21 protein-coding genes are annotated in these 20,592 nt (G+C 45.6%); 3 read left to right on the top strand and 18 right to left on the bottom strand.

Annotated elements, in window-relative coordinates:
• Nucleotides 1-183 precede the first annotated feature (183 nt).
• Complete coding sequence (locus tag TY10_RS04530) at nt 184-681, bottom strand: 2,4'-dihydroxyacetophenone dioxygenase family protein (RefSeq protein WP_052350361.1); 498 nt, start codon at nt 679-681, stop codon at nt 184-186.
• A 186-nt stretch (nt 682-867) separates the two neighbouring features.
• On the opposite strand from TY10_RS04530, the gene TY10_RS04525 reads away from it, so the two are divergent.
• Complete coding sequence (locus TY10_RS04525) at nt 868-1,833, top strand: serine hydrolase domain-containing protein (RefSeq protein WP_337588326.1); 966 nt, start codon at nt 868-870, stop codon at nt 1,831-1,833.
• An 80-nt stretch (nt 1,834-1,913) separates the two neighbouring features.
• On the opposite strand, the gene TY10_RS04520 is transcribed toward TY10_RS04525, so the two are convergent.
• On the bottom strand, nt 1,914-2,834 hold the full coding sequence (locus tag TY10_RS04520; RefSeq protein WP_238327437.1) for a methyl-accepting chemotaxis protein: 921 nt from the start codon (nt 2,832-2,834) through the stop codon (nt 1,914-1,916).
• A gap of 468 nt (nt 2,835-3,302) precedes the next feature.
• Nucleotides 3,303-4,340 carry an aldo/keto reductase gene (locus tag TY10_RS04515; RefSeq protein WP_042161015.1) on the bottom strand — a complete coding sequence of 346 codons (1,038 nt, stop codon included), beginning with the start codon at nt 4,338-4,340 and terminating at the stop codon, nt 3,303-3,305.
• Between the two features lie 343 nt (nt 4,341-4,683).
• Here TY10_RS04515 and TY10_RS04510 point away from each other — a divergent pair, with 343 nt between their 5' ends.
• Entirely contained in the window at nt 4,684-5,271 is a 588-nt protein-coding gene (locus TY10_RS04510; RefSeq protein WP_042161013.1) for a TetR/AcrR family transcriptional regulator, read from the top strand.
• A gap of 281 nt (nt 5,272-5,552) precedes the next feature.
• Here TY10_RS04510 and TY10_RS04505 read toward each other — a convergent pair whose 3' ends face one another.
• The 15 genes from TY10_RS04505 to TY10_RS31260 form a co-directional block, all read right to left on the bottom strand.
• Nucleotides 5,553-6,710, bottom strand: a complete 1,158-nt coding sequence (locus TY10_RS04505) for an RDD family protein (RefSeq protein WP_042161011.1) — start codon at nt 6,708-6,710, stop codon at nt 5,553-5,555.
• A gap of 289 nt (nt 6,711-6,999) precedes the next feature.
• On the bottom strand, nt 7,000-7,737 hold the full coding sequence (locus tag TY10_RS31275) for an MFS transporter (protein WP_337588327.1): 738 nt from the start codon (nt 7,735-7,737) through the stop codon (nt 7,000-7,002).
• A gap of 40 nt (nt 7,738-7,777) precedes the next feature.
• A complete protein-coding gene (locus TY10_RS31270) occupies nt 7,778-8,224 on the bottom strand; it encodes an MFS transporter (RefSeq protein ID WP_238327434.1) in 447 nt (148 codons plus the stop codon).
• Between the two features lie 22 nt (nt 8,225-8,246).
• Nucleotides 8,247-9,278: an ROK family protein gene (locus TY10_RS04495; protein WP_042161009.1), complete on the bottom strand. Its 1,032-nt coding sequence runs from the start codon at nt 9,276-9,278 to the stop codon at nt 8,247-8,249.
• Between the two features lie 14 nt (nt 9,279-9,292).
• Nucleotides 9,293-9,859: a flavin reductase family protein gene (locus TY10_RS04490; RefSeq protein WP_042161006.1), complete on the bottom strand. Its 567-nt coding sequence runs from the start codon at nt 9,857-9,859 to the stop codon at nt 9,293-9,295.
• 3 nt (nt 9,860-9,862) lie between these two features.
• Complete coding sequence (locus tag TY10_RS04485; RefSeq protein ID WP_042161004.1) at nt 9,863-10,474, bottom strand: DUF1349 domain-containing protein; 612 nt, start codon at nt 10,472-10,474, stop codon at nt 9,863-9,865.
• A 321-nt stretch (nt 10,475-10,795) separates the two neighbouring features.
• A complete protein-coding gene (locus tag TY10_RS04480) occupies nt 10,796-11,524 on the bottom strand; it encodes a Stf0 family sulfotransferase (protein ID WP_042161002.1) in 729 nt (242 codons plus the stop codon).
• A gap of 23 nt (nt 11,525-11,547) precedes the next feature.
• A complete protein-coding gene (gene cysC / locus TY10_RS04475) occupies nt 11,548-12,105 on the bottom strand; it encodes an adenylyl-sulfate kinase (protein WP_042161000.1) in 558 nt (185 codons plus the stop codon).
• A gap of 140 nt (nt 12,106-12,245) precedes the next feature.
• Nucleotides 12,246-12,515, bottom strand: coding sequence for a CD3324 family protein (locus tag TY10_RS04470; RefSeq protein ID WP_042160999.1), 270 nt, complete (start codon nt 12,513-12,515; stop codon nt 12,246-12,248).
• A gap of 311 nt (nt 12,516-12,826) precedes the next feature.
• Nucleotides 12,827-13,390, bottom strand: coding sequence for a TetR/AcrR family transcriptional regulator (locus TY10_RS04465; protein ID WP_042160997.1), 564 nt, complete (start codon nt 13,388-13,390; stop codon nt 12,827-12,829).
• A gap of 156 nt (nt 13,391-13,546) precedes the next feature.
• Entirely contained in the window at nt 13,547-14,659 is a 1,113-nt protein-coding gene (locus tag TY10_RS04460; RefSeq protein ID WP_238327433.1) for a CynX/NimT family MFS transporter, read from the bottom strand.
• A 152-nt stretch (nt 14,660-14,811) separates the two neighbouring features.
• Nucleotides 14,812-15,501, bottom strand: a complete 690-nt coding sequence (locus tag TY10_RS04455; protein ID WP_042160993.1) for a FadR/GntR family transcriptional regulator — start codon at nt 15,499-15,501, stop codon at nt 14,812-14,814.
• 163 nt (nt 15,502-15,664) lie between these two features.
• Nucleotides 15,665-16,876 (bottom strand): GNAT family N-acetyltransferase, encoded by a 1,212-nt coding sequence (locus TY10_RS04450; protein ID WP_042160991.1) that lies wholly within the window; start codon nt 16,874-16,876, stop codon nt 15,665-15,667.
• Nucleotides 16,877-17,056: 180 nt separating this feature from the next.
• Nucleotides 17,057-17,284 carry a helix-turn-helix domain-containing protein gene (locus TY10_RS31265; RefSeq protein ID WP_238327432.1) on the bottom strand — a complete coding sequence of 76 codons (228 nt, stop codon included), beginning with the start codon at nt 17,282-17,284 and terminating at the stop codon, nt 17,057-17,059.
• A gap of 22 nt (nt 17,285-17,306) precedes the next feature.
• The gene (locus TY10_RS31260; RefSeq protein ID WP_238327431.1) at nt 17,307-17,738 is read right to left on the bottom strand and encodes a hypothetical protein; all 432 of its coding nucleotides are present in this window, start codon (nt 17,736-17,738) and stop codon (nt 17,307-17,309) included.
• 377 nt (nt 17,739-18,115) lie between these two features.
• On the opposite strand from TY10_RS31260, the gene TY10_RS04440 reads away from it, so the two are divergent.
• Nucleotides 18,116-20,572: a glycosyl hydrolase family 95 catalytic domain-containing protein gene (locus tag TY10_RS04440; protein WP_052350360.1), complete on the top strand. Its 2,457-nt coding sequence runs from the start codon at nt 18,116-18,118 to the stop codon at nt 20,570-20,572.
• Nucleotides 20,573-20,592 lie beyond the last annotated feature (20 nt).

Here is a 20,592-nt window from a genome sequence, read left to right as displayed (position 1 = left end):
TTTCACGCGTTTTGAGGCCTTTTTAGGCAATCAAAATGCACATTTGCATTTTGATGCGATAAATCATCGAAAAAGCGGCTGACAACCTGCACATTTGCATTTTGATTGGATAAAGCCTAGCAAACTTAACTCTCGAAAGCATAACAGTGCTGCCGCGATCTAGGCTATATTTTTCGGCCAACTTCAATAAATCAAATCCCCCCGCCATTCAATACCATTCTGGTCGCAAAACTCCCTATACTTGTGCAACACGGTATAAATGTCGTCTTGCCCCACGATTTTGTTATTCTCATCAAAGTATTGAAGAGCTCCGCTTAAAATAAAGAGCGTCACTACCTCTTCATCCTCCGTTACTAGCGTATGAATATCCCCAGGCGGTTCGAACACAAAGGTGCCCGGCCCAGCAACCCAGTCACGTCCCTCATATCTCCAGCGCCCTTGAATATTAAAACCAATAACAGCCCCGCCTGTATGCCTATGTTTCCCCAACACCTGATTACTCTTTATTTTGAACAAATAAATCCATGTTCCTGTGTTAAGATCAAACCGCAGTGGTTTAAAATAACAGGAATGATTTTCTGTGAATGGTACCCACGGCAATTCTTCTGTGTTAAATATACGTTCCGGCAATTGCAGCTTTTCGGCAAGCTGTATGACGGATTCATTAATAAGCTCATTCATGATCAGATCACTGACTCCCTTTACTCTAATTTGTATTTCTATTCGTAATGCAGCGGGAATCTCCTTTATTTTCAATTGGTTTTTATGCTACTATTCACTTTAACGTAACCTGCCGTTATTTATTAACAATCGCACTGCTCTTCGAAGTTCGAAGAGCCTAACTACAATAAAGGAAGTAACAATACGATGATGAACTTTTCTCAACTAACTTCAGCCATAGAGCCTGTAGATCTAAGAAGCTGCTTGATCAGCCAAGACGGCCAGATGCTGTATGAGCATTATCGCAATCAACAGATTCCGGCACAGACAGCCAAAGTGAACTCTTGCACGAAAAGCATTCTATCTGCTCTTATCTGCATTGCGATGGATAAAGGGATAATCCCGGAGGCAAACACTCCGATTTCTCAGTTCTTCCCTCAGCTGCTTAATGACCCTGATGCCCGGAAACGGGAAATTACGATCGAGCATCTATTAACGATGACATCTGGATTCTCCTGGACTGAATTCGGCGGACAAAAGTCCTTTCCGCGCATGACGCGTTCAAGCCATTGGGTCGATTTTATATTGGAGCAGCTGTTATCCGAAGATCCAGGAACCCGGATGGAGTACAGCTCCGGCGATTCACAGCTGCTATCGGCTATTCTTGTGCAAGCTAGCGGCAAAACAACTGCCCAATTTGCTGAAGAGGAGCTTTTCGGTCCGCTTGGTATTGAGGACTACACTTGGGAAGCCGATCCGCAAGGCATTCATACTGGAGGATATGGCATGCGTATGCGCCCTGCCGACATGCTCAAATTTGGACAACTCTACCTGCAGCAAGGGCGCTGGGAACAGCAGCAGCTTATTTCCCCAGAGCGCGTTCATCATTCCGTGCAACCGGTCATCCCTGCAAATCCGCCAAACTTCGGATTTTACGCATGGCATTGGTGGACACATACATACCGTGTGGACAACGTAGAGCAACAACTGGGCTCCATTACCACGCCTTCCCTTCCCTACTATTACGCCAGAGGATATGGAGGGCAATTCATTTACATTATTCCATCGATGAAGATCGTTGTCGTCACCACTGACGACAAGCGTAAAAAGGAACGGCATCCCGCCAATGTGTTTCTGGATTTTATCGCTCCAATGCTGTTGAAAGCCCAATAAACACAACAAAGAATGGAACAAAAAAAGACCTTTAAATAAGGCCTTCTTCATCAATGATCATACCTAAACGATCTGTAGACTTACAACAAATGTATAACATCATCTGCTTTAGCATCCAGCTGTTGTGCAGAAGACATCACGCTGGAGAAGTCATTCATCGCCACTTCAGTTTGCTGTTGGCTTTGCCGGACATGATCCTGAATATCCTTGGTTCCTCTAGTTATGTTCCCGATCTCCTTCGTGATGCCTTGAACGCTGTCTCTAATTTCCGTAATCGAATTGGTAACCATGACGGACAGCTTTTTCACTTCCTTGGCTACGACATCGAACCCCCGGCCATAATCGCCTGCATGCGCAGCTTCGATAGCAGCATTAAGAGCAAGCAGCTGCGTCTGTGAGGCGATATCCCGGATCGTTTGCACAACACCTTGTATAGACTGAGCCTGCTCCTGCAAATCTGTCAGCGTCTCAGTATTGTTAGCGGACACTCCGGCAATCAAGGAGATGCTGGAAAGCAGCTCTTTGCTCCGCTCGATCCCCGTTTCAGCACGTCGATTCAAGTTGGCTGACATTTCCTTCAATTCATCAACTACGGCTGTTATATTGTTTTGCCGATTCGTAATATTTGTCGCAATCTTCGTCACCGCGATGATATTATGGCCCAGCTCATCATAAATAGGCATGTAGGTGGCTTCCAGCCATACGACGTTGCCTTTTGCATCCTTGCGCTCTATTTTATCCTGAAAGCTTCTTCCTTCCAAAATACTTTGCCAGAACTGCTCATACTCAGGGCTATTCACGAATTCAGAGAAACAGAATTGCTGATGCAGCATTCCGTACATTTCCTCTGCGGTATATCCCATTGTACTGGCAAACACGTCATTCACATATGTAACACGGCGTTGAGGATCGAAGCGGATAAGCGCTACATTTTTCTCCAACGCTCTTACGACAAATTCATTAATTGGTGTATGATTATTAGCTGCATCTACTACTTCCAACCTATTCCCTCCGCATCTGACTAATCCACTTGGTGCTTATAACTTGAGCCGTTTACTGGTATGATAGTCCTCTACATTATACAGAACTGATTTGAAACATTTCTGAAACCGTGCATAAAAAAATTAAAAAACACAAAAAAATAGACCCATTGCATGGCAAATGAGTCCGAACTACTACAAATGCCAGCTCCCTTCTTCTCATACGGCCAGATCATTTCGAAGTTTCCAAGCATCTTTAAAACTGTGTAACTTATAATCAAGTTCATCAGGAGCTGGATTAAATGGAGGAAATAAAAGCGGCTGTTCCCAGATTTAAAGGGAGACAGCCGCTTGTGGAATGTTCAGACATGTGTCTGGTTCTTTCTTGCCAGTTATGACTTAATAAAGCTTGTCTACCGACTCTATGTGTACGGAATGATCTCCACATCCCGGCCCGGTTTTTAAGCCCCTGAATTTATAATGTTAGTATTAAATACGGCGTCTTTTATCCGCAGCAAGCCAATTTGGAATCCAGCCGCGCTCCAGATCATCTATCGTTTTGCCCGGTGGCACAATAGCATCGATCGCATCAAGAGTATCGGGCGTTAATTTGATCGTTGAAGCGTGAAGCGAATCGTGGAGCTGCTCCAATGTACGTGGACCAATAATCGTAGAGGTAACTGCGGAATGTGCTTGGGTAAAAGCCATCGCCATATGGTTCAGCGCCAGACCCGCATCATTGGCAATCAGCTGAAGTTGTTTGATCAATTCAAATTTGATCTGATTCTCTTCACGTGTCGGGTCGACCACTTTACCCAGCATATTCCCCTTGAACTTCTCGGCTCGCGAGCCCTCAGGGGCCTTCTGGCCTTGTGTATATCTGCCAGACAGCAGTCCTCCGGACATCGGGCTCCATATGAGAATACCCTGTTCATACTTGCGGGCCGCCTCCAGCACATCCAGTTCAATTCCCCGGTTAATAATCGAATATGGCGGTTGTTCACTGGAAAAGCGGAGCAGATTGCGGCGGTCGCTAATCCACTGTGCTTCGGTCATTTGCCAAGCCTGAAACGTGGAAGAACCAAAATAGCGGATTTTCCCTTCACGAACCAAATCTGTGAGTACATCCAGTGTTTCCTCCAGATCCGTGTCAGGGTCAGGGCGGTGAATCTGATACAGATCGATATAATCGGTTCCAAGCCTGCGCAGACTGTTCTCTACCGCACGTTTGATCCAGAGCCGGGAGTTGCCTCTTTCATGAAGCCCTTTCCCCATCGGATTGCCCACTTTAGTTGCTAGCACAATTTGATCCCGGCGGCCCTTCAATGCTTGGCCGACAATCTCTTCGGAACGACCTGCGGAGTAGACATCAGCCGTATCAATAATGTTTACTCCTTTTTCCAAAGCTGCATCAACGATACGAATGCATTCCTCAACATTTGTATTTCCCCATTCCCCGAAATTGCCTGTACCTAGAGTATAGCTGCTTATCTTCAAGCCAGTACGCCCCAATACCTGATATTCCATTTGTCACACTCCTCATAATTTTGATTGTCAAGCAAATTAATAACTTCATTAGCGGACTGCTGCCCTTTAAGCGATCAACTAGTCCAATTATGAAACTTAATTTAAGAATACTCATTCTTAAATTAGCATGCGAAACGGCTTTACACTTGCTAGGTAGACTATACTTCATTTAAGAATGACCAGTCAAATACTTTTTTCTATTCAATTTTGATCATACAATCACTTCGATTCCCTTTAAGCGGAAAGTTACTGTTATATCTTTTGCGTCCAGAAATTTATTGTGCCAGATTGTTTACTGATCATTCTTAAACAGGTATGATAAAAGGAAAAAAAGGTGACGCATATGGCACGACCAAGAGAATTTGATCAGAATGAGGCACTGGAGAAAGCGATGGAGCTGTTCTGGGCTAAAGGCTATGAGCGTACCTCTATTGCTGATCTGGTATCACATACAAATGTCCATCGGGGCAGTCTATACGATACGTTTGGCGATAAATATCAATTATTTACAGCCTGCTTAGACAGGTTTCAACGGAATAGCCATGATTCGGTATTAGGAATATTAAGTGGTCCCGGCGATCCGAAGAATTTGCTGAGGGCGTTTTTCGAGAAGATGATTGATCGGGCAATGAATGAAGATGAGCGAGGCCTCAAGGGATGCTTTCTAACCAACAGTGCCATGGATATGGCGGCTTTCGATGCCAATATCGCCAGCCGGATAGAGGCCTTTAATTTGGAGATGGAATCCACATTTCATCGATTACTGCAGCAAGCGCAGCAAAACGGTAATCTCTCCAGCAAGCATACTGTACCGGAACTCGCCAGATTTCTCGTTAACACCCGATATGGTCTGTATGCGATGGCCAAAACAACAAATGACCGCGAGATGCTTCAGGGCGTATGTAAAGTAGCCCTGTCCATTTTGGACTAGATTAATCTGACGGTGCGCTGACGAGAACTACTTTATTTGGAATGTACATTTTCCAAGTTCACTACTAAAAGCGAACCTGGAGTACGTACAAATGACAACTTACTCCGCAACAGCAGCATCTACATCACGCAGCAGCTCTATAGACCATTCTCACCTCATTATTCAGCAATATGTGATAATGGGCAAGAAGGTGCCCCCGAAGCCTGTGGCTTATGGGACACCTTCTCTTCTAGCGAGCGTTATACAAGAATGCTCTTCACATTTGTATTCATCTATGTGGCTTAGGTCTTTTCCCTAAAGCTGTCAATCATGTTCAGTAGAACATTCTCTACCTGCTCGAATTGATCTACGAACGAAGCGGTCACAATCTGATACACAGCTGATTCTGTTTGCATGAAGGTTGCAATATACCTATAATCATAGCCATCAACCTCCGCTAGAACCGTAAACTGCAGCGCCTTATATCCGTCTATTGTTTTGCCAAAAGGCTTGTCCGCCCCCTTCACATCAGCATAAGTCTCAAGATCTTCCAGGAATGCTTCTTTGTATTCATCCAGTAACCCATCTCTCCATTCATCCGGTTGCAAGTTACGGTAAAGAATCCTAATCATGTTGTTTTGAGGATCGACTAGTGTAAAGTTGCTCTCACCTTCTGATGCCGGATCTTTCATCCAATCGTAAGGAGCAATAATTTTAAACCTTTTATCCTCGCTAATAAATTCGTTATCCGAAGGCACAACGTCATAATCTTCTAATGCCGCTTCTTCTATAACAGCTTCTTCCACATCGGCTGACCGTATATGGATGAAGTCATTAGACCCGAGAACGCCAAAAAATCCGCCCACGAGACCGAATAATACAACTAACAGAAATACCGGTTTCAGAACGGCTATATTCCCCTGCTTATCCGCTGCTAAATCTGTAATTCTGACTACATAAGTTTTGGCGGCTAAATCACCCAAGCGCTGCTTACGACGTGTGAAAATAATGATTAATCCTGCCGGCAAGCCTCCTGCCAGAAACGGATTACATTCCAGCAATCGAGTGGAAGATCGAATTAGTGCTTTAACTAAACCGGGGGCGTCCCCTTGTTCATCAACGACTCTGATCCCTAAGAAAAATTTGCCGATCGTGTAGCCGGTTAAACCCTCTAGCAAACTATAATAGAAGAAGATAAACAATATATAAGTTGTGATATCCAACAGCGACAAGTTTATCGTATGTATTTGAAAAAAAACTTTCAAAATTGCATCCCAAAAGGAAACAAATAGAATCATAATAATAAAATCAATTATCGCAGCCAGCCATCTGCGTAATACGATTGAACCTCCATATATGGTACAAAGTGCCTCAATGGATACCTTACCTGCTGCTGTCCCCTCCTCCTCCTCTTGTACTGTCTCATGCTGCAAACGCTTGTTGTATCCATACTGTTCCAAACTCGCACCCACTTTTTACAGATTATCTCAATATTAAATCATTCCTTTCATAAAGCGTCAATGATTGCTACCGTTCCATGTCTTGCTGACTTATCTCATTTCGTTCTCGCATTATAGTCAGACGAATAAAGGATCAAAATGTCAAAGTGCAGGTTGCAAGCCGTTTTATCAGCGATTTATCGTATCAAAATGCAGCGAATTCTCAGCAAAAAGAAGAGACAAGCACTAGGCTTGCCCCTTCTTCCAATATAGTATGATTGCGCTCAGCCGCTGCTTCGTGCCGACGCGTTCAAACGCCGCTCGCTTTCCCGTTCTGTTCTTCCCCAAGCGGTCTAGCCGCATGCGACAACAAACCAGCAATCGTCACCCCTACGAGTACGACAAGTAAAGCGCGAAGCAGCCCCACCGCTTCCCCGATAATGCCTAATACAGGCGGACCGACGAGGAAAGCGAAATAAGCGAGTGTAGTGACTGCCCCTACTCTAGCGGCAACGCCGCGGGGATTGTCCCCTGCTGCAGACAGTCCTACAGGAAACCCGAATGCGGAGCCAAAGCCCCAAAGAAGGACGCCAACAGCGGCAAACCCGAAGCTTTTTCCGAAAATGACGATGAGCAATCCTACTATAGCAAGCAACGCGGAAGTCCGCAGGACGACAACTCTGCCGAAGCGATCGAGCAGCTTGCCTCCAAGTGCACGGCCAATCGTCATTGCCGCGACGAACAAGCCGAACGCGAACGAACCGGTAGCCGGTGTTACGTTATACCCGTCAACAATGACGAGCGGCAGCCAATCATTTGCAGAGCCTTCCGCAAACGCCATACCCAGCACGACGATACCGATCAGTATCGTACGCGGCTCTTTCCATACTGCCATGCGCTCTCTAGTCGTCATAGGCGGTTCGCCAGAGCCAGTCTTGTTGTCCTGCGCCGTACCGGCCGGAACCATACGATATAGATAAATAATAGACAATACAACGATAACCGCTGCGATTGCAAGATGCGTATGGACGGGAATGCCAGCTTTGATTGCAGCGGCTCCCGTAATAGCGCCAATCAGCGTACCTGCACTAAAGGCGGCGTGAAAAACCGGTCAGCAGCGATTTTTTGGCCGCATGCTCGACTTCCGTCCCTTCGACATTCATCGCAACATCGCATATGCCATTGCCGAAGCCGAATATGGCCAAGCCGAAAAATACCATTACACCTTGTGCCAGCCATGAGCCGCCTAAGCCCACTACAATAAGACCAATTGAGCCTATTGCCAAGCCGCTTACCATAACGAAGCGCCCGCCAAAACGGGCAATAAAATGGCTGGCGCCCAACAATCCGATAATTGAACCTGTTGCTAGACCAAAAATAATCCATCCCATTTCATTCGTAGAAGCACCTAATGCATCCCGGATCGTAGGCGTTCTCGATATCCATGTTGCGGTCGAGAACCCCGGTAGCGCAAAAAAGAAATAGATGGCGATACGCCATAAATGTATTTGTCTCGTGTTGAGCGAATGTGCCATTGTGTTACGTTCTCCTTACGTCTTAACGCCGTTTCTCTACGAGCTGAAGGTTATAGCTCAAGCTTTCAAGAGTGACGGCAATTAATCCATTCATATAGTCATCATGCGGATGCTCCAATACGATCAATTGCGGCATATGCTCATCAGGAATGACTCCCTTGCATAGCTTGAGAATCCCTTCGATATGCGCCTCGTTCACCAGCTCTCCCGTCATTGCGACGGTCTCCGGGTTGATAACGGCAATGATCGACATGATTGTCTTAGCTGCTAACGGAACGAAAGCTTCAGCATCATGGAACTGCCTCCACTGCTCCTCTCGTGAAATGCCGAAGGGCAAGAAAGAAATCTCTCCCGCAAATTGAGTCGTTCCTTTGTGAATCTGACCGTTAATCATCATGCCTGCCCCCGGGAAGTTATTCCTTGGGAACGTGACCACGGCAATCGTCTTGTCTTCGTCATAGTTCTGCTTCTTGTAAAAACCGTATACCGATAAATTCATATCGTTGTCGACGGTAACTTCAACCTCGAACAGCTCTCGCAGCCTTGCTTCAAGAGGAACATCAATAAGCTCGGCAATATCGCAGACATTAATAACCCCTTGATGGACGAGACCTGGAATACCGATTCCGACCGCTTTTATTTCAGCGTGCTTCGCGATAAGCTCTTCGACTTGCTGCTCAACCGCATTCGCATCTGCGAGCTCCACCTCAACATATCCGGTATCTGCAGCTTCGCCATACAGGTTCGCTACCGTATAGGTCAAAGAATGCTGGCCGCCCTCGGAGCTGATGTAAATACAAGCGATATAGGCAAAATTAGCATTATAAATAAAACGTTTGGCCGGCCGGCCACCGTTCGGCTGCTCCATCTCCGTCTCCATGACCTCTCCGGTTTCGAGAAATTCATTAAGAATCGTACCGCAGGTCGCTACACTTAAGCCGGTGGCGCTTGCGATCATCGATTTCGTGCCTTCCTTCATCAGCTTCAACGCCTGCTTGATCAGTTCCTGGTTAATTTTTTTGACACGGATCGAATTATTCGTAATTTGACTCATGACATTCCCTCCCCCTACTTATTGATATAGAGCGGATGTGTCTTCACCTCGCTGTGCTGATCCAGCGTCCGATACGTAGAGCGTCCCAAGTAAAGCGGAATTTCCAGCTTCGCAAAGTCAGGCAACCCGTCCTCCAGAAAACAATCCTTGTCCTGATAACGCTGCAAAATTTCACCTGCAATCCATTCATGATCGCCATAAGTCGTAATGTTCATCACCTTGCACTCATAAGCAAAATACGCATCAGACAGCACGGGAACATCCACTTTAAGTCCTTCTTCATAACGGATGTTGAACTTGTTGAATTTATCAATATCCCGGCCGCTGAACGTTCCGACCGCTTGAATGACCTCTGAGCTGCTGGCCGGCAAAAAATGAACGCCAAATACGCCGCTTTGTTCAATTAATGAATAGCTGTATGTTTCTTTGCGAAGCGATATCCCGTATATTCCAGGCGACGACCCAATGTACGTATGCCAACCGGAAGCCATAACGTTCTGCTGCCCGTTAAAGCGTGACGTAACGATCGCGACCATACCCGGGTACGTATGCATAATTTCCTCATTTATCGGCACTCTCATGCTTTAAGCCCCCTTCACTGGTGGATCGGTGTGCAGATCTTGATCCGGTTCTGTAAAGCTCCAACGGGTAAAAGTAACCTCGAATCCGTCCCGCTTTGGCGAACAGGTATACGGACCAGCTTGATTTCCGCTCTCATATGGAAAACGAGCGACACGAATCGTACGCCAGGAATGTTTCTCTGTACGTGCCCTAATAATAACCGCATCCTTCATAATGGAGGCGCGGAGCGTGACCTCTTCTCCCGCCCAATCCGGCACGGCACAAAGCGACCAATCGGAGTAGCCGTCCGTTACGACTACGGCAAGCTGGGGAATGCCATCATTGAGCTCAACACCTGTTTTGATCCATTGCTCAGGCCCGTGATACATCAGAATGCCAGCCTGATCGTAGAGCTCACTAAAGCTGTTTAATTGAAAGGAAACTTCTACTGCGGTGTTGGAGTCCCATTCTGCCAATAGCGCCGGACCGTCCTCAAATTCGAAGCCGTACAGTGTTTTTTTCCAAAAGTCTCTGCCCTTCTCTGGTATAACCTTCAAATGACCGTCCTCTATTCGAGCCGACAAAGGCGGGTTCATCCAAGCTCCTTTATCCCAGTCCGTTCTTGTAGTCGTCATCATGATATCCTCCAAGTTTCATATTTTCCACTTGCGGTTTACGTTCAAATATCGGTTTGATATGAATCGCGAACACTTATTAAAACCTTTTTAAAAACGTTAAGGATAAGAGGAATATAAGGAATACAGGAACAATTGTCAAGCAATATTTTAAAGAGGAATTACACACATCACTTCATTATGTACAGTGATTTCACCTGTACATCGGAAAAAAGCTGCCGATACGTATCGGCAGCCTCCTCTTCTATACGGGCTAAGCAGAATCATAAAATGCAACGGTAGCAATCAAGCGGACAACGGCATTCACACAGCGGCGATTCATTACCATTTTATAAATTCCCAGTCCTTCTGCCGCTCTTCGCGGAACCGTTGTACCCACTGTTCGGATACTTCGTCAGCCAGCCGGTCCAAGGATGGCGGAGCAATATGTACGCCTTCCGCAGGAAGCCCCAAGTACTCCAGTACACGCTGAACCGTTCCTTCATAATCGAGAATAAAATCTTCATAAACAATCGTTAGGGGTACGATGCCTGACTCTGAGAAGAAGTCTTCAATCGCAGCCTCGCACATTGTACCGTCGACGAGCAGATGATTGATAGCATCGAAATTATATTCATCGTTAAAGTCATACTCCAACGGCTTTTCTCCGAAGCCGCGGTGCCATTCCCCAGAAACGATGGCGCGCCACCAAGATACGGCCATTCTTACCTTGTTGCGGCGAGTCATATAAATATGCTTCGTACAATTCGGGAAGGCGGTACCCCATACCTCAGCGCTGGGCGTTTCTATCGGCAGCTCGAACATCGATCGGAATGCGTCCACCCATCTCTGCTCATAATTGATTTTGATACCAAATACGCCGTTTGGCGTCGTTCCATGCTGCCATATAAGTTCAAGATCCTCACGCTTCAACGTCGCTGGCTCCCGGTGCTGAAAATGCAGCCATTCACATGGATCACCTGCTACTCCTGTTGATGCCAGCGCTTTATTCAGCAAACTGCTCCCGGTTCGTTGTGAGAACCAGATCGTATAGCTTAATTCAGGTTTCATTAGATTGTCCTCCTCTTTCACTTTCATTGCAATCTAGATTGAACAAAATCAACAAGTGTATCCACACATGGCTGTAATTCAACACATTCCGTATCAATGACAATATCGGGTTCAACTGGCGGTTCATATGGAGCAGATACCCCAGTAAAATCAGGCAATTCCCCCTCTAAAGCCAGACTATACATCCCCTTCGGATCTCGCCGTACACAAGAGTCCAATGCGCATTTCACATACAGCTCCGAGTAATCCTCTGTCTTAAAAAATGATTTCACTACTGCTCGGCATGAGTCTGTTGGCGTAATGAATGGAGCCAATACGAAGCTGCCTGCTTCGACGAACAATTGAGCAACCTGCGCTGCTCGGCGAAGATTTTCCAACCGATCCGTTTCAGAAAAACCAAGGTCGCGATTAAGTCCCTTCCTCAACTGATCGCCGTCCAATACAACGCAACGAATGCCCAATTCCAGCAATTTTTCTTGGACCCGATTTGCGATCGTCGTTTTCCCGGAACCCGGCAATCCCGTAAACCAGACGACCCCGCCCTTATGCCCGTTCAAACCCTCTAGTCTCTCTCTTTGCATCTTTCATACATCCCTCCTTTCTTGGAATGTAAGGTTAATTGTAACCATGCGTACGAAGCAATCCTATGCAATAAACTAGTATGATACGTTCTTTACCTAAAAAAACCGCAATGGATTTGCATCCAATGCGGCTTGTGAATTTATTTTGATTTACGGTACACAATTTTTTTAATGCTGTCACAGGACAGAAAAAACTGGTCTGCCAGCTGATCAATCGTAGCGCCATCCGTAAAAATCCGGCGGATTGATTGATTTCTTTGCTGAATATATTGTCGACTGCCTGATTTCACGCCCCATCCCGTCTTCTCCCCTTCAGGCCTAGGCACGTAAATCGCGGCACCATGAATATACTTTTGGATTTCCTTCAGCAATGGTTCAGGCAAAATCATATCTGCATTTACATATTTCATGATTACTCTACTCCTTAAAAATAAAATGAATTTTAAGGCAGCAAAGTCTCCATATAAACCGGTTCCATCCTTCAGGATGTGATGGCGGTTTTCATTTCCACAGCTCTATACAAACAACCGCCGTTGTTTATCGTGTAGACTTTGCATAGAGCTCGCTCTCTTTATCCTCAAACATTGAAATATTCCTCCTCACCCATTTAGGTATAAAATGTATATTCGATTTACAGTACGTCAATTCCTTTCCAAATGCTTCAATAACTAAATTAATATACAGAACGGTCTACATAATTATATTAAAAGAAACAGTAAAACTATTTCTTAAGCAGCACCGGAATGAAATCAGCCGCATTACGTAAAGCATCCCCATTTTTATAAGTGAGTGCATGCGTAATCGCACCTTCAATCAACGAATTAATGAGAACAGATAATTGGACCGCTCTCTCTTCCCCATAGCCATCTTCGATCAATCTTTGCTCATAAATGGATTTCCATCGGTCAAAAGCATGCTTGGAAGCCAACCTTAACGGTTCGCTCTTCAATGCTGTCTCTGACGCAATTAGACCAATATGGATGCCTTCAATATGCTCAATATCGTCAAAGCCTTCTCCGATGTTTCGAATATGAATCTGAACAGCTTCCGCCACATTCTTGTATTCAACAAAATCGCTTGTAATTTGGTCAGCGATAAAACCAGCCATCTTGTTTATCGATTCGACAGCCAGCTGCTCTTTCCCGCCAGGAAAATGATAATACAAGGAGCCTTTAGGAGCATTGCTTTCCTTAATGATCTGATTAAGCCCCGTAGCACTGTAGCCTTGAAGCTGAAATAAACGGGCGGCTGTCGATAGAATTGTATCTCTCGAATCTTTTTTCATCGTATCGCCCCCTCGTTATATAGACTGGTCTATTCAATAGTATAGTTTAAAGTTGTAAACGTCAACATCCATCATTTTAACAAAGGCAGGAGGATGAATCAATAAAGCGAGTGATTCATCCTCCTGCCTGGAACCGCTAGTCTATTCGTTTGTACATTATTGAATGGTACGGTTTTTAGCTGCTATAAGTCCAAAGCTTAATATAAGCACGATAACTACAATAAGAGTATACAGCGGGATGGTCCAAGAATGTGTAGTATCATGCAGCACCCCAAACGCAATGGGTCCTAACGCTGCCAGCATATAACCGACAGACTGTGCCATTCCTGACAGCTCCGCCGCTTCCTGCACATGGTTGGAGCGAAGCGTGAAGAACATCATGGCCAGACTAAATGCGGCTCCGCTGCCTATACCAAGTATAATCGTACTGAATGAGGCAATCGTATTACTGCCATAAATCAATCCAATAAGCCCTCCGAACAGCAAGATGAAGATCATGCCGACAATCCATCGCTGATCCTTCATTTTCCCTGCCAAAATCGGCACGACAAAGGTAACTGGCATTATGGCAAATTGCATAAACGATAGCATCCAGCCCGCCTGCTCTGCACCGATTCCGCGTTCCTGCAGTATTTCAGGCAGCCACGCAGCAATGACATAAAAAACCATCGATTGCAGGCCCATATACAGCGTAATGCTCCATGCAAGCTTATTACGCCAGAGCGATTTTCCTTTTTTCATCGCTGAGATAGAAGCTTGTGCACCTGCAGCTTCCTTGGATCTTAGCAGCCACAAAATGGTTGCTGTACCGGCTAGTATAGCCCATATCATAAGCGAGCCCCGCCAACCAAGACCAATGGAATGAGCAAGAGGGACGCTGATCCCAGAAGCAAGTGCGCCGCATAGGTTCATTGCGACTGTATAAAAGCCGGTAATTAATCCAAGCTGATTCGGAAATGCCGTCTTCACCAAGCTTGGCAGCAATACATTACATACGGCGATCGCCATACCGAACAGCATCGTTCCGAGCATTAATAAAACAACTCCGCCTAAGGAGCGGACAATAACACCAACCGTAATCATTAAAGCCGACAGTGCCAGCACCCGCTCTAATCCAAATCGTTGAGACAGCTTCGGGGCAAAAGGCGACAGCAGCGCAAAGGCAATGAGCGGCATAGCGGTGATAACACCCGCCAACCCATTCGAGATGCTCAGATCACTCTTAATGTCACCGATAAGAGAGCCTACACCTGTAATTGGTGCGCGCATATTGGCTGCTAATATAATCAAACTGATAAGCAAAGGCCAATTCAGCCAGCTTGCTTTTTGTTGTTCAAGTTTTTTCGGGTGCCATGGCTTGTTGTGCAGTTGTACTCATAACTCCTCCAATACCGGCATTGGACAGCCGGAATTATCTATATTTATTTTGTTTCTTCATGATCCAGGGAAGTCTTTGACACCTCAATGTACTGTGTGACAGCATCTCCTGCAAGGCTAACGTTCCCATCAATAATGGCTTGAACCGTCTTTTTATGCGTAAGCAGAAAATCATCATTGTGATCCGGATAACACCCGGATTTCTGTATGGTGAAGGTAACCGCATCAATGACATGCATGTATAATTCATGCAGCAGCTCATTATGTGCTGCGGCAACGATCGCGATATGCAGCTTAATATCAGCGGCAACAAAAGCATCATGATCGCCTCCTGCTGCCTCTCGCTCATAATCCTGAATACGCTGCTTCAGAATTTCAATATCCTCATCATCGCGGCGTAATGCAGCGAGCCTGGCTGCTTCCCGCTCCAATGCATACCTGACCTCTAACGTTTTGAGCAGCTCCGTCTGTTCAATTCGCTGCTGCAGCACGACGCCAAGCTTGCTGGAAGATACAACGTAGGTTCCATCTCCCTGTCTTGTTTTTAAGAGCCCGGCATGAACAAGTGCGCGAACGGCCTCTCGCAGTGTGTTCCGGCTGATTTGCAGCTGCTCCATCAGCTCCTGCTCTGCGGCAATTTTTTGACCAACAGGCCATGTGCCTGATTCAATTAGCCTCTCCATTTGCTCGGCAGCCTGCTCCACCAAGGTCATACGATTGGTCTGCTTTAACAATAATCTCACCTCTCTAAACGTAGGATGTTTGGTTTATTGGTACAATATCATATCCCGCAGCATTTGTAAACTAACATCTGCAATTGGGCGGTATTACATAAGCAGAGAATAAAAAAAGAACCTCCCCTATGCTGGCAACTCGTAAAGGAAGTTCTTCATTTTATTAAAAATAATCCGAGAAATATGGGGTCTGCTGCTCTATGGCATCCTCCAGCATATCTACCGTCTCTGGCGCGCAGGAAATGCGTCCAATCTTGTGAAGATAATCTGGTCTTTTATAGCCCATGAGCATCGTAGTTAACGTTTGAATATCAATTCGGTCATTGCATTTCTCTGACGTTCGAACGACTTCACCTTTCCCCTCGGCAGTAATACTTAGCTTGAATACCCCTTGGTTCCAAGACAGCAAAGGATCATCAAGCATGAACGTCCATTCACGATCCGTCGTATCTGTCTTGAATGGATATTGCGCAATAAACTGCTCCAGATCTACAATACGGGCCATGTAATAGGGCGAGATCGTTTCCTTAATGTCCGCATCCTCTAATAGAAATGCTAATGGTTCATCTGTATAGGTATTACCGATGACTTTAGAGATCATGGAAAAGTGTGCACTAATAAAGTTCCACAGGCCGCTGCGCGCTTCTTCACTTACGAAAATCATATCCTTAATATGGAATACCTCATCCGCTATCCGATAAAGCACATAGCCGTCCGGCTCATCCTCTTCATTGTAATAGATGGCAGCCATAATATCATCGGATTCCCATAGCCAATACTCATTCCACAGCAGGTCATTTCGGAGTAAAGCGCCATGGGTACGAATCGCAAAACGTTCATACGCCTTTTTCACCTGATCGCTCTCTACCGTGACACGCACGATTTCTCCGGGCACCTGCTTGTTTTTAGGAAGCTGATAATCATTGATCTCATACGTAATTTTATCGGAAATGATCTCCCAGCCCTTGCGGCGATAATAAGGAATGGAGTATGGGAAAAGGAACGCTATCGACTGTCCCCGATTTTTCATATTTTCCAAAGCCTGATACAGCAATTTATGCATCAATCCTTGGTTTGCATATTCCGGATATGTACCAACGCCCGTTAGTCCGCCCATTTCGTAGGTTTGATTAAAAATACGCACCTGTAGCGGATATACGGCAGCTTGAGAAATTAGTTTGTCTTCGTCAAACCAGCCCAGCACATCGGCTTGCTCCAATGCCGGAGATTTCGCACGAATAATCTCATCCTCTTCCCAGCCGATTTGATGCAAGTCACGATAGGTCACTTGAAACACATAACGCAGCAACTGATTATATTGCTTGAGATGCTCGATGCCGACCTTTTTGATCTTTAGTTGTTTTTTCCTGCTCATATCCTATCCCTTTCTGTAGTTTCGCTATTTGGCTTAAGTTAAAAATCATTGCCATATCTCAAACAAGACCTTAGTTCCAATTTATTCCTTGCTCCTATTATAGGCGGCATTTATTAAGACAAAATTAATTCCGTCACCTAAATCAATTGTAACCGATTATAATGCGGCAAATCCAATTGGCTATTGTTGCGATCGGTAACGAGCCGGGGAATGACCTGTTACCTTATGGAAAAGTCGCGAAAAATAATGGACGGAGCTAAAATGATACTTCTCTGCAATTTCTGTAATGGTTAGCGTGGTATGTAACAAGTCTTCCTTTGCCCTCCCTATTCGGAAACGATGCATATATTGAATAGGGGAACTACCTGTCGATTGACGGAACAGTTCAAAGAAATGTGCGCGGCTCATCCTCAGGCTCTTGTAGTAAACTTCAAATTTTTTTAGGGACGCCATGCAAAAGATCATGTTCCATAATTTCTAGTATGTGAGTAATTCTTCGGTCTGGAATCTGCTGTTCTTTCAACTGGCTGTTTAGAAAATAATCAATAAATATTTGAAAGTTTCGCTGAATCTTCAGGCTGCGCATGAAGGTCTGTTCATTGGTAAAATCCGCATTTTTATAAAAGTCCTGAAACAGATCTTCCCAGACCCGCGATGATTCTACCCTGGTGATTTCGGGAAGAGGGTACGGGAACTGCGGCCCAATGTGCTCCTCCAATAACGGCTGAGGCGGGTAGCATACGGGACAAGCTGTATCAAATTGATGTTCCCGATCCATGTAATGCCAGTCAAAGTAACAGCATATATGCACCATTGGCTCCTGCGAATCAGCCAGCCACTCATGTAATTGACCAGCCGGCATATATACGAGCGCTCCTGGGCCCAATCTCTTGATTTGTCCACGGCTAACCAATGTCCCAAACCCTTCGCTGATTAAATAAATAGAGCTGGTGTAGCATATCCTCGGCGAGCTGGACTGTCCTTTGTAAAACGGATATCGAGTCGCTAGATACACATAGGGATGTAAAGAAGTAAAGTTCATGCGGAAGCTCCCCTTTTGGCTGCTACAGTTTCTTTTATATTAAACCTTTGCTTTGAAATTTTGCAAAACAGTTCTGTGCGGAAGGAAATTTATCCGACAATCGTGCAACTAGTAGACGACCTGCTAAATACTAACACCCTCTCTCTCTGATACATTTGGAACAAGAATACAGTCTAAATGAAGGAGAAGAATGGAAAATGCTGAAGACAAATGTGCAATCCAATAATTTATATAACAACAACGTTGGATATGAACGAGCAGGACAACATCGCATTCATTTTAACGGTCCAGCAACAGATTTTTTTGAAGGTGCTCTGTTAGGCAACGGGGGCTTAGGAGTTGTCGTCACCACACGCCCTGATGCGGTACTGCTCCATTTCGGCCATAATAATGTCTGGGACATTCGCATCGCTGAGGAACACCGGGATGAAATCATGACTTTTCAAGAAGTGTATGACCGGTTCTCTGCTTTGCCTGCTGACCTGCCGCGATTGACAGACAATCCATGGTATAAGGAATATTGCGAGATGGCTGGTAAGAATTACAGCAAAGCCTATCCAAAGCCAATGCCTTGTGGCACTTTGCTTCTCCGGTATGACCGCCGGACAGCTGAAGTACTGGGACATACCGTCCATATTGAGGACGGACGATGCACAATTGATTTTCTGATCAATAATAAGCGGGCTGTCTTAGAATTATTTGTTGAGGGGCATCATGATCGGGTTTGGATGAAGGTTACCGACAGAATTAGCGGGGCTGCGGTTTCATTATTTACTGAAATCAAATTGCTTCCCGACCCAGAAACACCATTGGAATTCCCTCAAGCAGAAATAACAAAAGATGCAGAAGAAGTTATATCCTTCACACAAGTACTGCCTTCTGTGGAACTGCCAACTGCTCCATATACACCCAATGAGAGAGACAAAGCCTTTCGACTGGCAGTAAGAAAAACTGACCTTGCTGCGGTAAATCAGACTGGAACAACGGCTGGCGTTTTCGCTTGTGCTGAATTATGGGAAGGACTTTATACGGAAGTTCAAACTGTGTCGGAGATCGTACCACCTAGTCTTGATGGCTACAAAGCGGCTCAAGTAGAGACGGCGGAATGGTGGTACGACTATTGGATTAAATCGGCTGTTATTCTTAGTGATAATTTTTTGGAAGAAATTTGGTACCGGAATTTATACTTCTTCAATTGCTCTGTGAAAGAGGGCGTAACCTGCCCAGGCCTCTTCGCCAACTGGAGCTATCGTACTATCGGTGCGGATTGGCATGGCGACTACCACATGAACTACAACACGCAACAGCCGTTCTGGCTGGCATTTTCCAGCAATCATCTAGATAAGCACCTTCCTTATGTCGATATGGTCGATCATGTGCTGCCCGTTAGCCGTAGTTGGGCTCAGCAGTACTATGGGCTGAGCGGTGCTTATTTCCCTCACTCCGCCTATCCGGTAGAAATGACGATGATGCCTTATCCTGTGCCTCATTGGGGCTGGGAAATTTGTGAAACCCCCTGGACGGTGCAAAGCCTCTGGTGGCACTATCTCTACTCCATGGATAAAGACTTCCTTCGGGATCGGGCTTTTCACCCCATCAAAGAGGCTGTACTGTTCATGGTGGATTATATGAAACGCTTGGAAGCCCGAGGAGAACGATGGGATGACGATAACTATCACATTTTCCCTACTGTTGTCCCGGAGCTATATGAGATTACACCAGGATTCGCTAAGAACAGCGATTGTCTGATCGATCTAGCGCTCACCCGTTTTCTTTTCCGTTCTTTTTCCGAAGCATGTGAGGTACTGAATGAGGAAAATTCTGAGCAGCAATTGCTGATTGAAGTAAGAGAAATCTTGGACCATTTTCCGGAATATCCTACAGTAGAATCTCAGCGCGGGCGGGTGTTCGTATCGGTTGCGGGTGAAGATCCAGAAGTTGTCTATAATGTGCCTATTCCAGTGACAACCGTTTTTCCGGGAGAGCATCATGGCCTGCACTCACCTGAGGATGAATACCAGACGGCAGTGAATTCCTATTTGAATCACCGGAACGAAGGCGGTAATGAATTGGTATTCTACAATCTTGCAGGCGCGCGGCTCGGAGTTCTAGATCTGGAACGCTTTAAGAGGCAGGTTCAATACTGCCTGCTCCCCAACGGTACTTGTACAGATCGTGTTTTGATGAGTGGAGGTCGTTACTCGGATACAGAAAATTTCGACTTTATGTCAAGGATGGGAATCTGGTTTGAAAACTTCGCACTGCCCGCTGTTATTAACGACTGCCTGCTGCAAAGCTACAACGGGCATCTTCGTTTCTTCCCGAATTGGAACGGACAACAAGCAGAGTTCCACACGCTTCGGGCGGTGGGCGGTTTCCTTGTAAGTGCAGAATTCAAGGAAGGCGAGACGGAGTGGATTGAAATTTTCAGCGAGGCGGGGTCCGCTTTATCCTTCTATATTCCTTGGGCTGATGGTGCATTGTGTACCTCATCATCCGGTGAATACCACATAGCTACCGGCACAATGGGGACAATCCCAACAACATCCGGTGAAAGAATCACAATTGTAAGAAATCAGACTAAAAAACTAAATACTTACAAGAAAATGGGCATAGGCCTAAAAGAGGAATATAAAACCCGCGAAAAACCTTGAAAAATAAAGGTTTTTGCGGG

Origin of the sequence: Paenibacillus gorillae, assembly GCF_000513275.1 — a bacterium.
In the GTDB taxonomy this organism is placed as follows: Bacteria; Bacillota; Bacilli; order Paenibacillales; family Paenibacillaceae; genus Pristimantibacillus; species Pristimantibacillus gorillae.
Note: the sequence above shows the minus strand (reverse complement) of the source record. Positions and strands in the feature narration are given on the sequence as shown.

Excerpts from the sequence above, each read along its gene's own strand:
- TY10_RS04530 (WP_052350361.1), bottom strand. The coding sequence starts at position 681 with ATGAATGAGCTTATTAATGAATCCGTCATACAGCTTGCCGAAAAGCTG.
- TY10_RS04525 (WP_337588326.1), top strand. The coding sequence starts at position 868 with ATGATGAACTTTTCTCAACTAACTTCAGCCATAGAGCCTGTAGATCTA.
- TY10_RS04515 (WP_042161015.1), bottom strand. The coding sequence starts at position 4,340 with ATGGAATATCAGGTATTGGGGCGTACTGGCTTGAAGATAAGCAGCTAT.
- TY10_RS04510 (WP_042161013.1), top strand. The coding sequence starts at position 4,684 with ATGGCACGACCAAGAGAATTTGATCAGAATGAGGCACTGGAGAAAGCG.
- TY10_RS31270 (WP_238327434.1), bottom strand. The coding sequence starts at position 8,224 with ATGGCACATTCGCTCAACACGAGACAAATACATTTATGGCGTATCGCC.
- TY10_RS04495 (WP_042161009.1), bottom strand. The coding sequence starts at position 9,278 with ATGAGTCAAATTACGAATAATTCGATCCGTGTCAAAAAAATTAACCAG.
- TY10_RS04490 (WP_042161006.1), bottom strand. The coding sequence starts at position 9,859 with ATGAGAGTGCCGATAAATGAGGAAATTATGCATACGTACCCGGGTATG.
- TY10_RS04485 (WP_042161004.1), bottom strand. The coding sequence starts at position 10,474 with ATGACGACTACAAGAACGGACTGGGATAAAGGAGCTTGGATGAACCCG.
- TY10_RS04480 (WP_042161002.1), bottom strand. The coding sequence starts at position 11,524 with ATGAAACCTGAATTAAGCTATACGATCTGGTTCTCACAACGAACCGGG.
- cysC (WP_042161000.1), bottom strand. The coding sequence starts at position 12,105 with ATGCAAAGAGAGAGACTAGAGGGTTTGAACGGGCATAAGGGCGGGGTC.
- TY10_RS04470 (WP_042160999.1), bottom strand. The coding sequence starts at position 12,515 with ATGAAATATGTAAATGCAGATATGATTTTGCCTGAACCATTGCTGAAG.
- TY10_RS04465 (WP_042160997.1), bottom strand. The coding sequence starts at position 13,390 with ATGAAAAAAGATTCGAGAGATACAATTCTATCGACAGCCGCCCGTTTA.
- TY10_RS04460 (WP_238327433.1), bottom strand. The coding sequence starts at position 14,659 with ATGCGCGCACCAATTACAGGTGTAGGCTCTCTTATCGGTGACATTAAG.
- TY10_RS04450 (WP_042160991.1), bottom strand. The coding sequence starts at position 16,876 with ATGAGCAGGAAAAAACAACTAAAGATCAAAAAGGTCGGCATCGAGCAT.
- TY10_RS31265 (WP_238327432.1), bottom strand. The coding sequence starts at position 17,284 with ATGAGCCGCGCACATTTCTTTGAACTGTTCCGTCAATCGACAGGTAGT.
- TY10_RS31260 (WP_238327431.1), bottom strand. The coding sequence starts at position 17,738 with ATGCCGGCTGGTCAATTACATGAGTGGCTGGCTGATTCGCAGGAGCCA.
- TY10_RS04440 (WP_052350360.1), top strand. The coding sequence starts at position 18,116 with ATGCTGAAGACAAATGTGCAATCCAATAATTTATATAACAACAACGTT.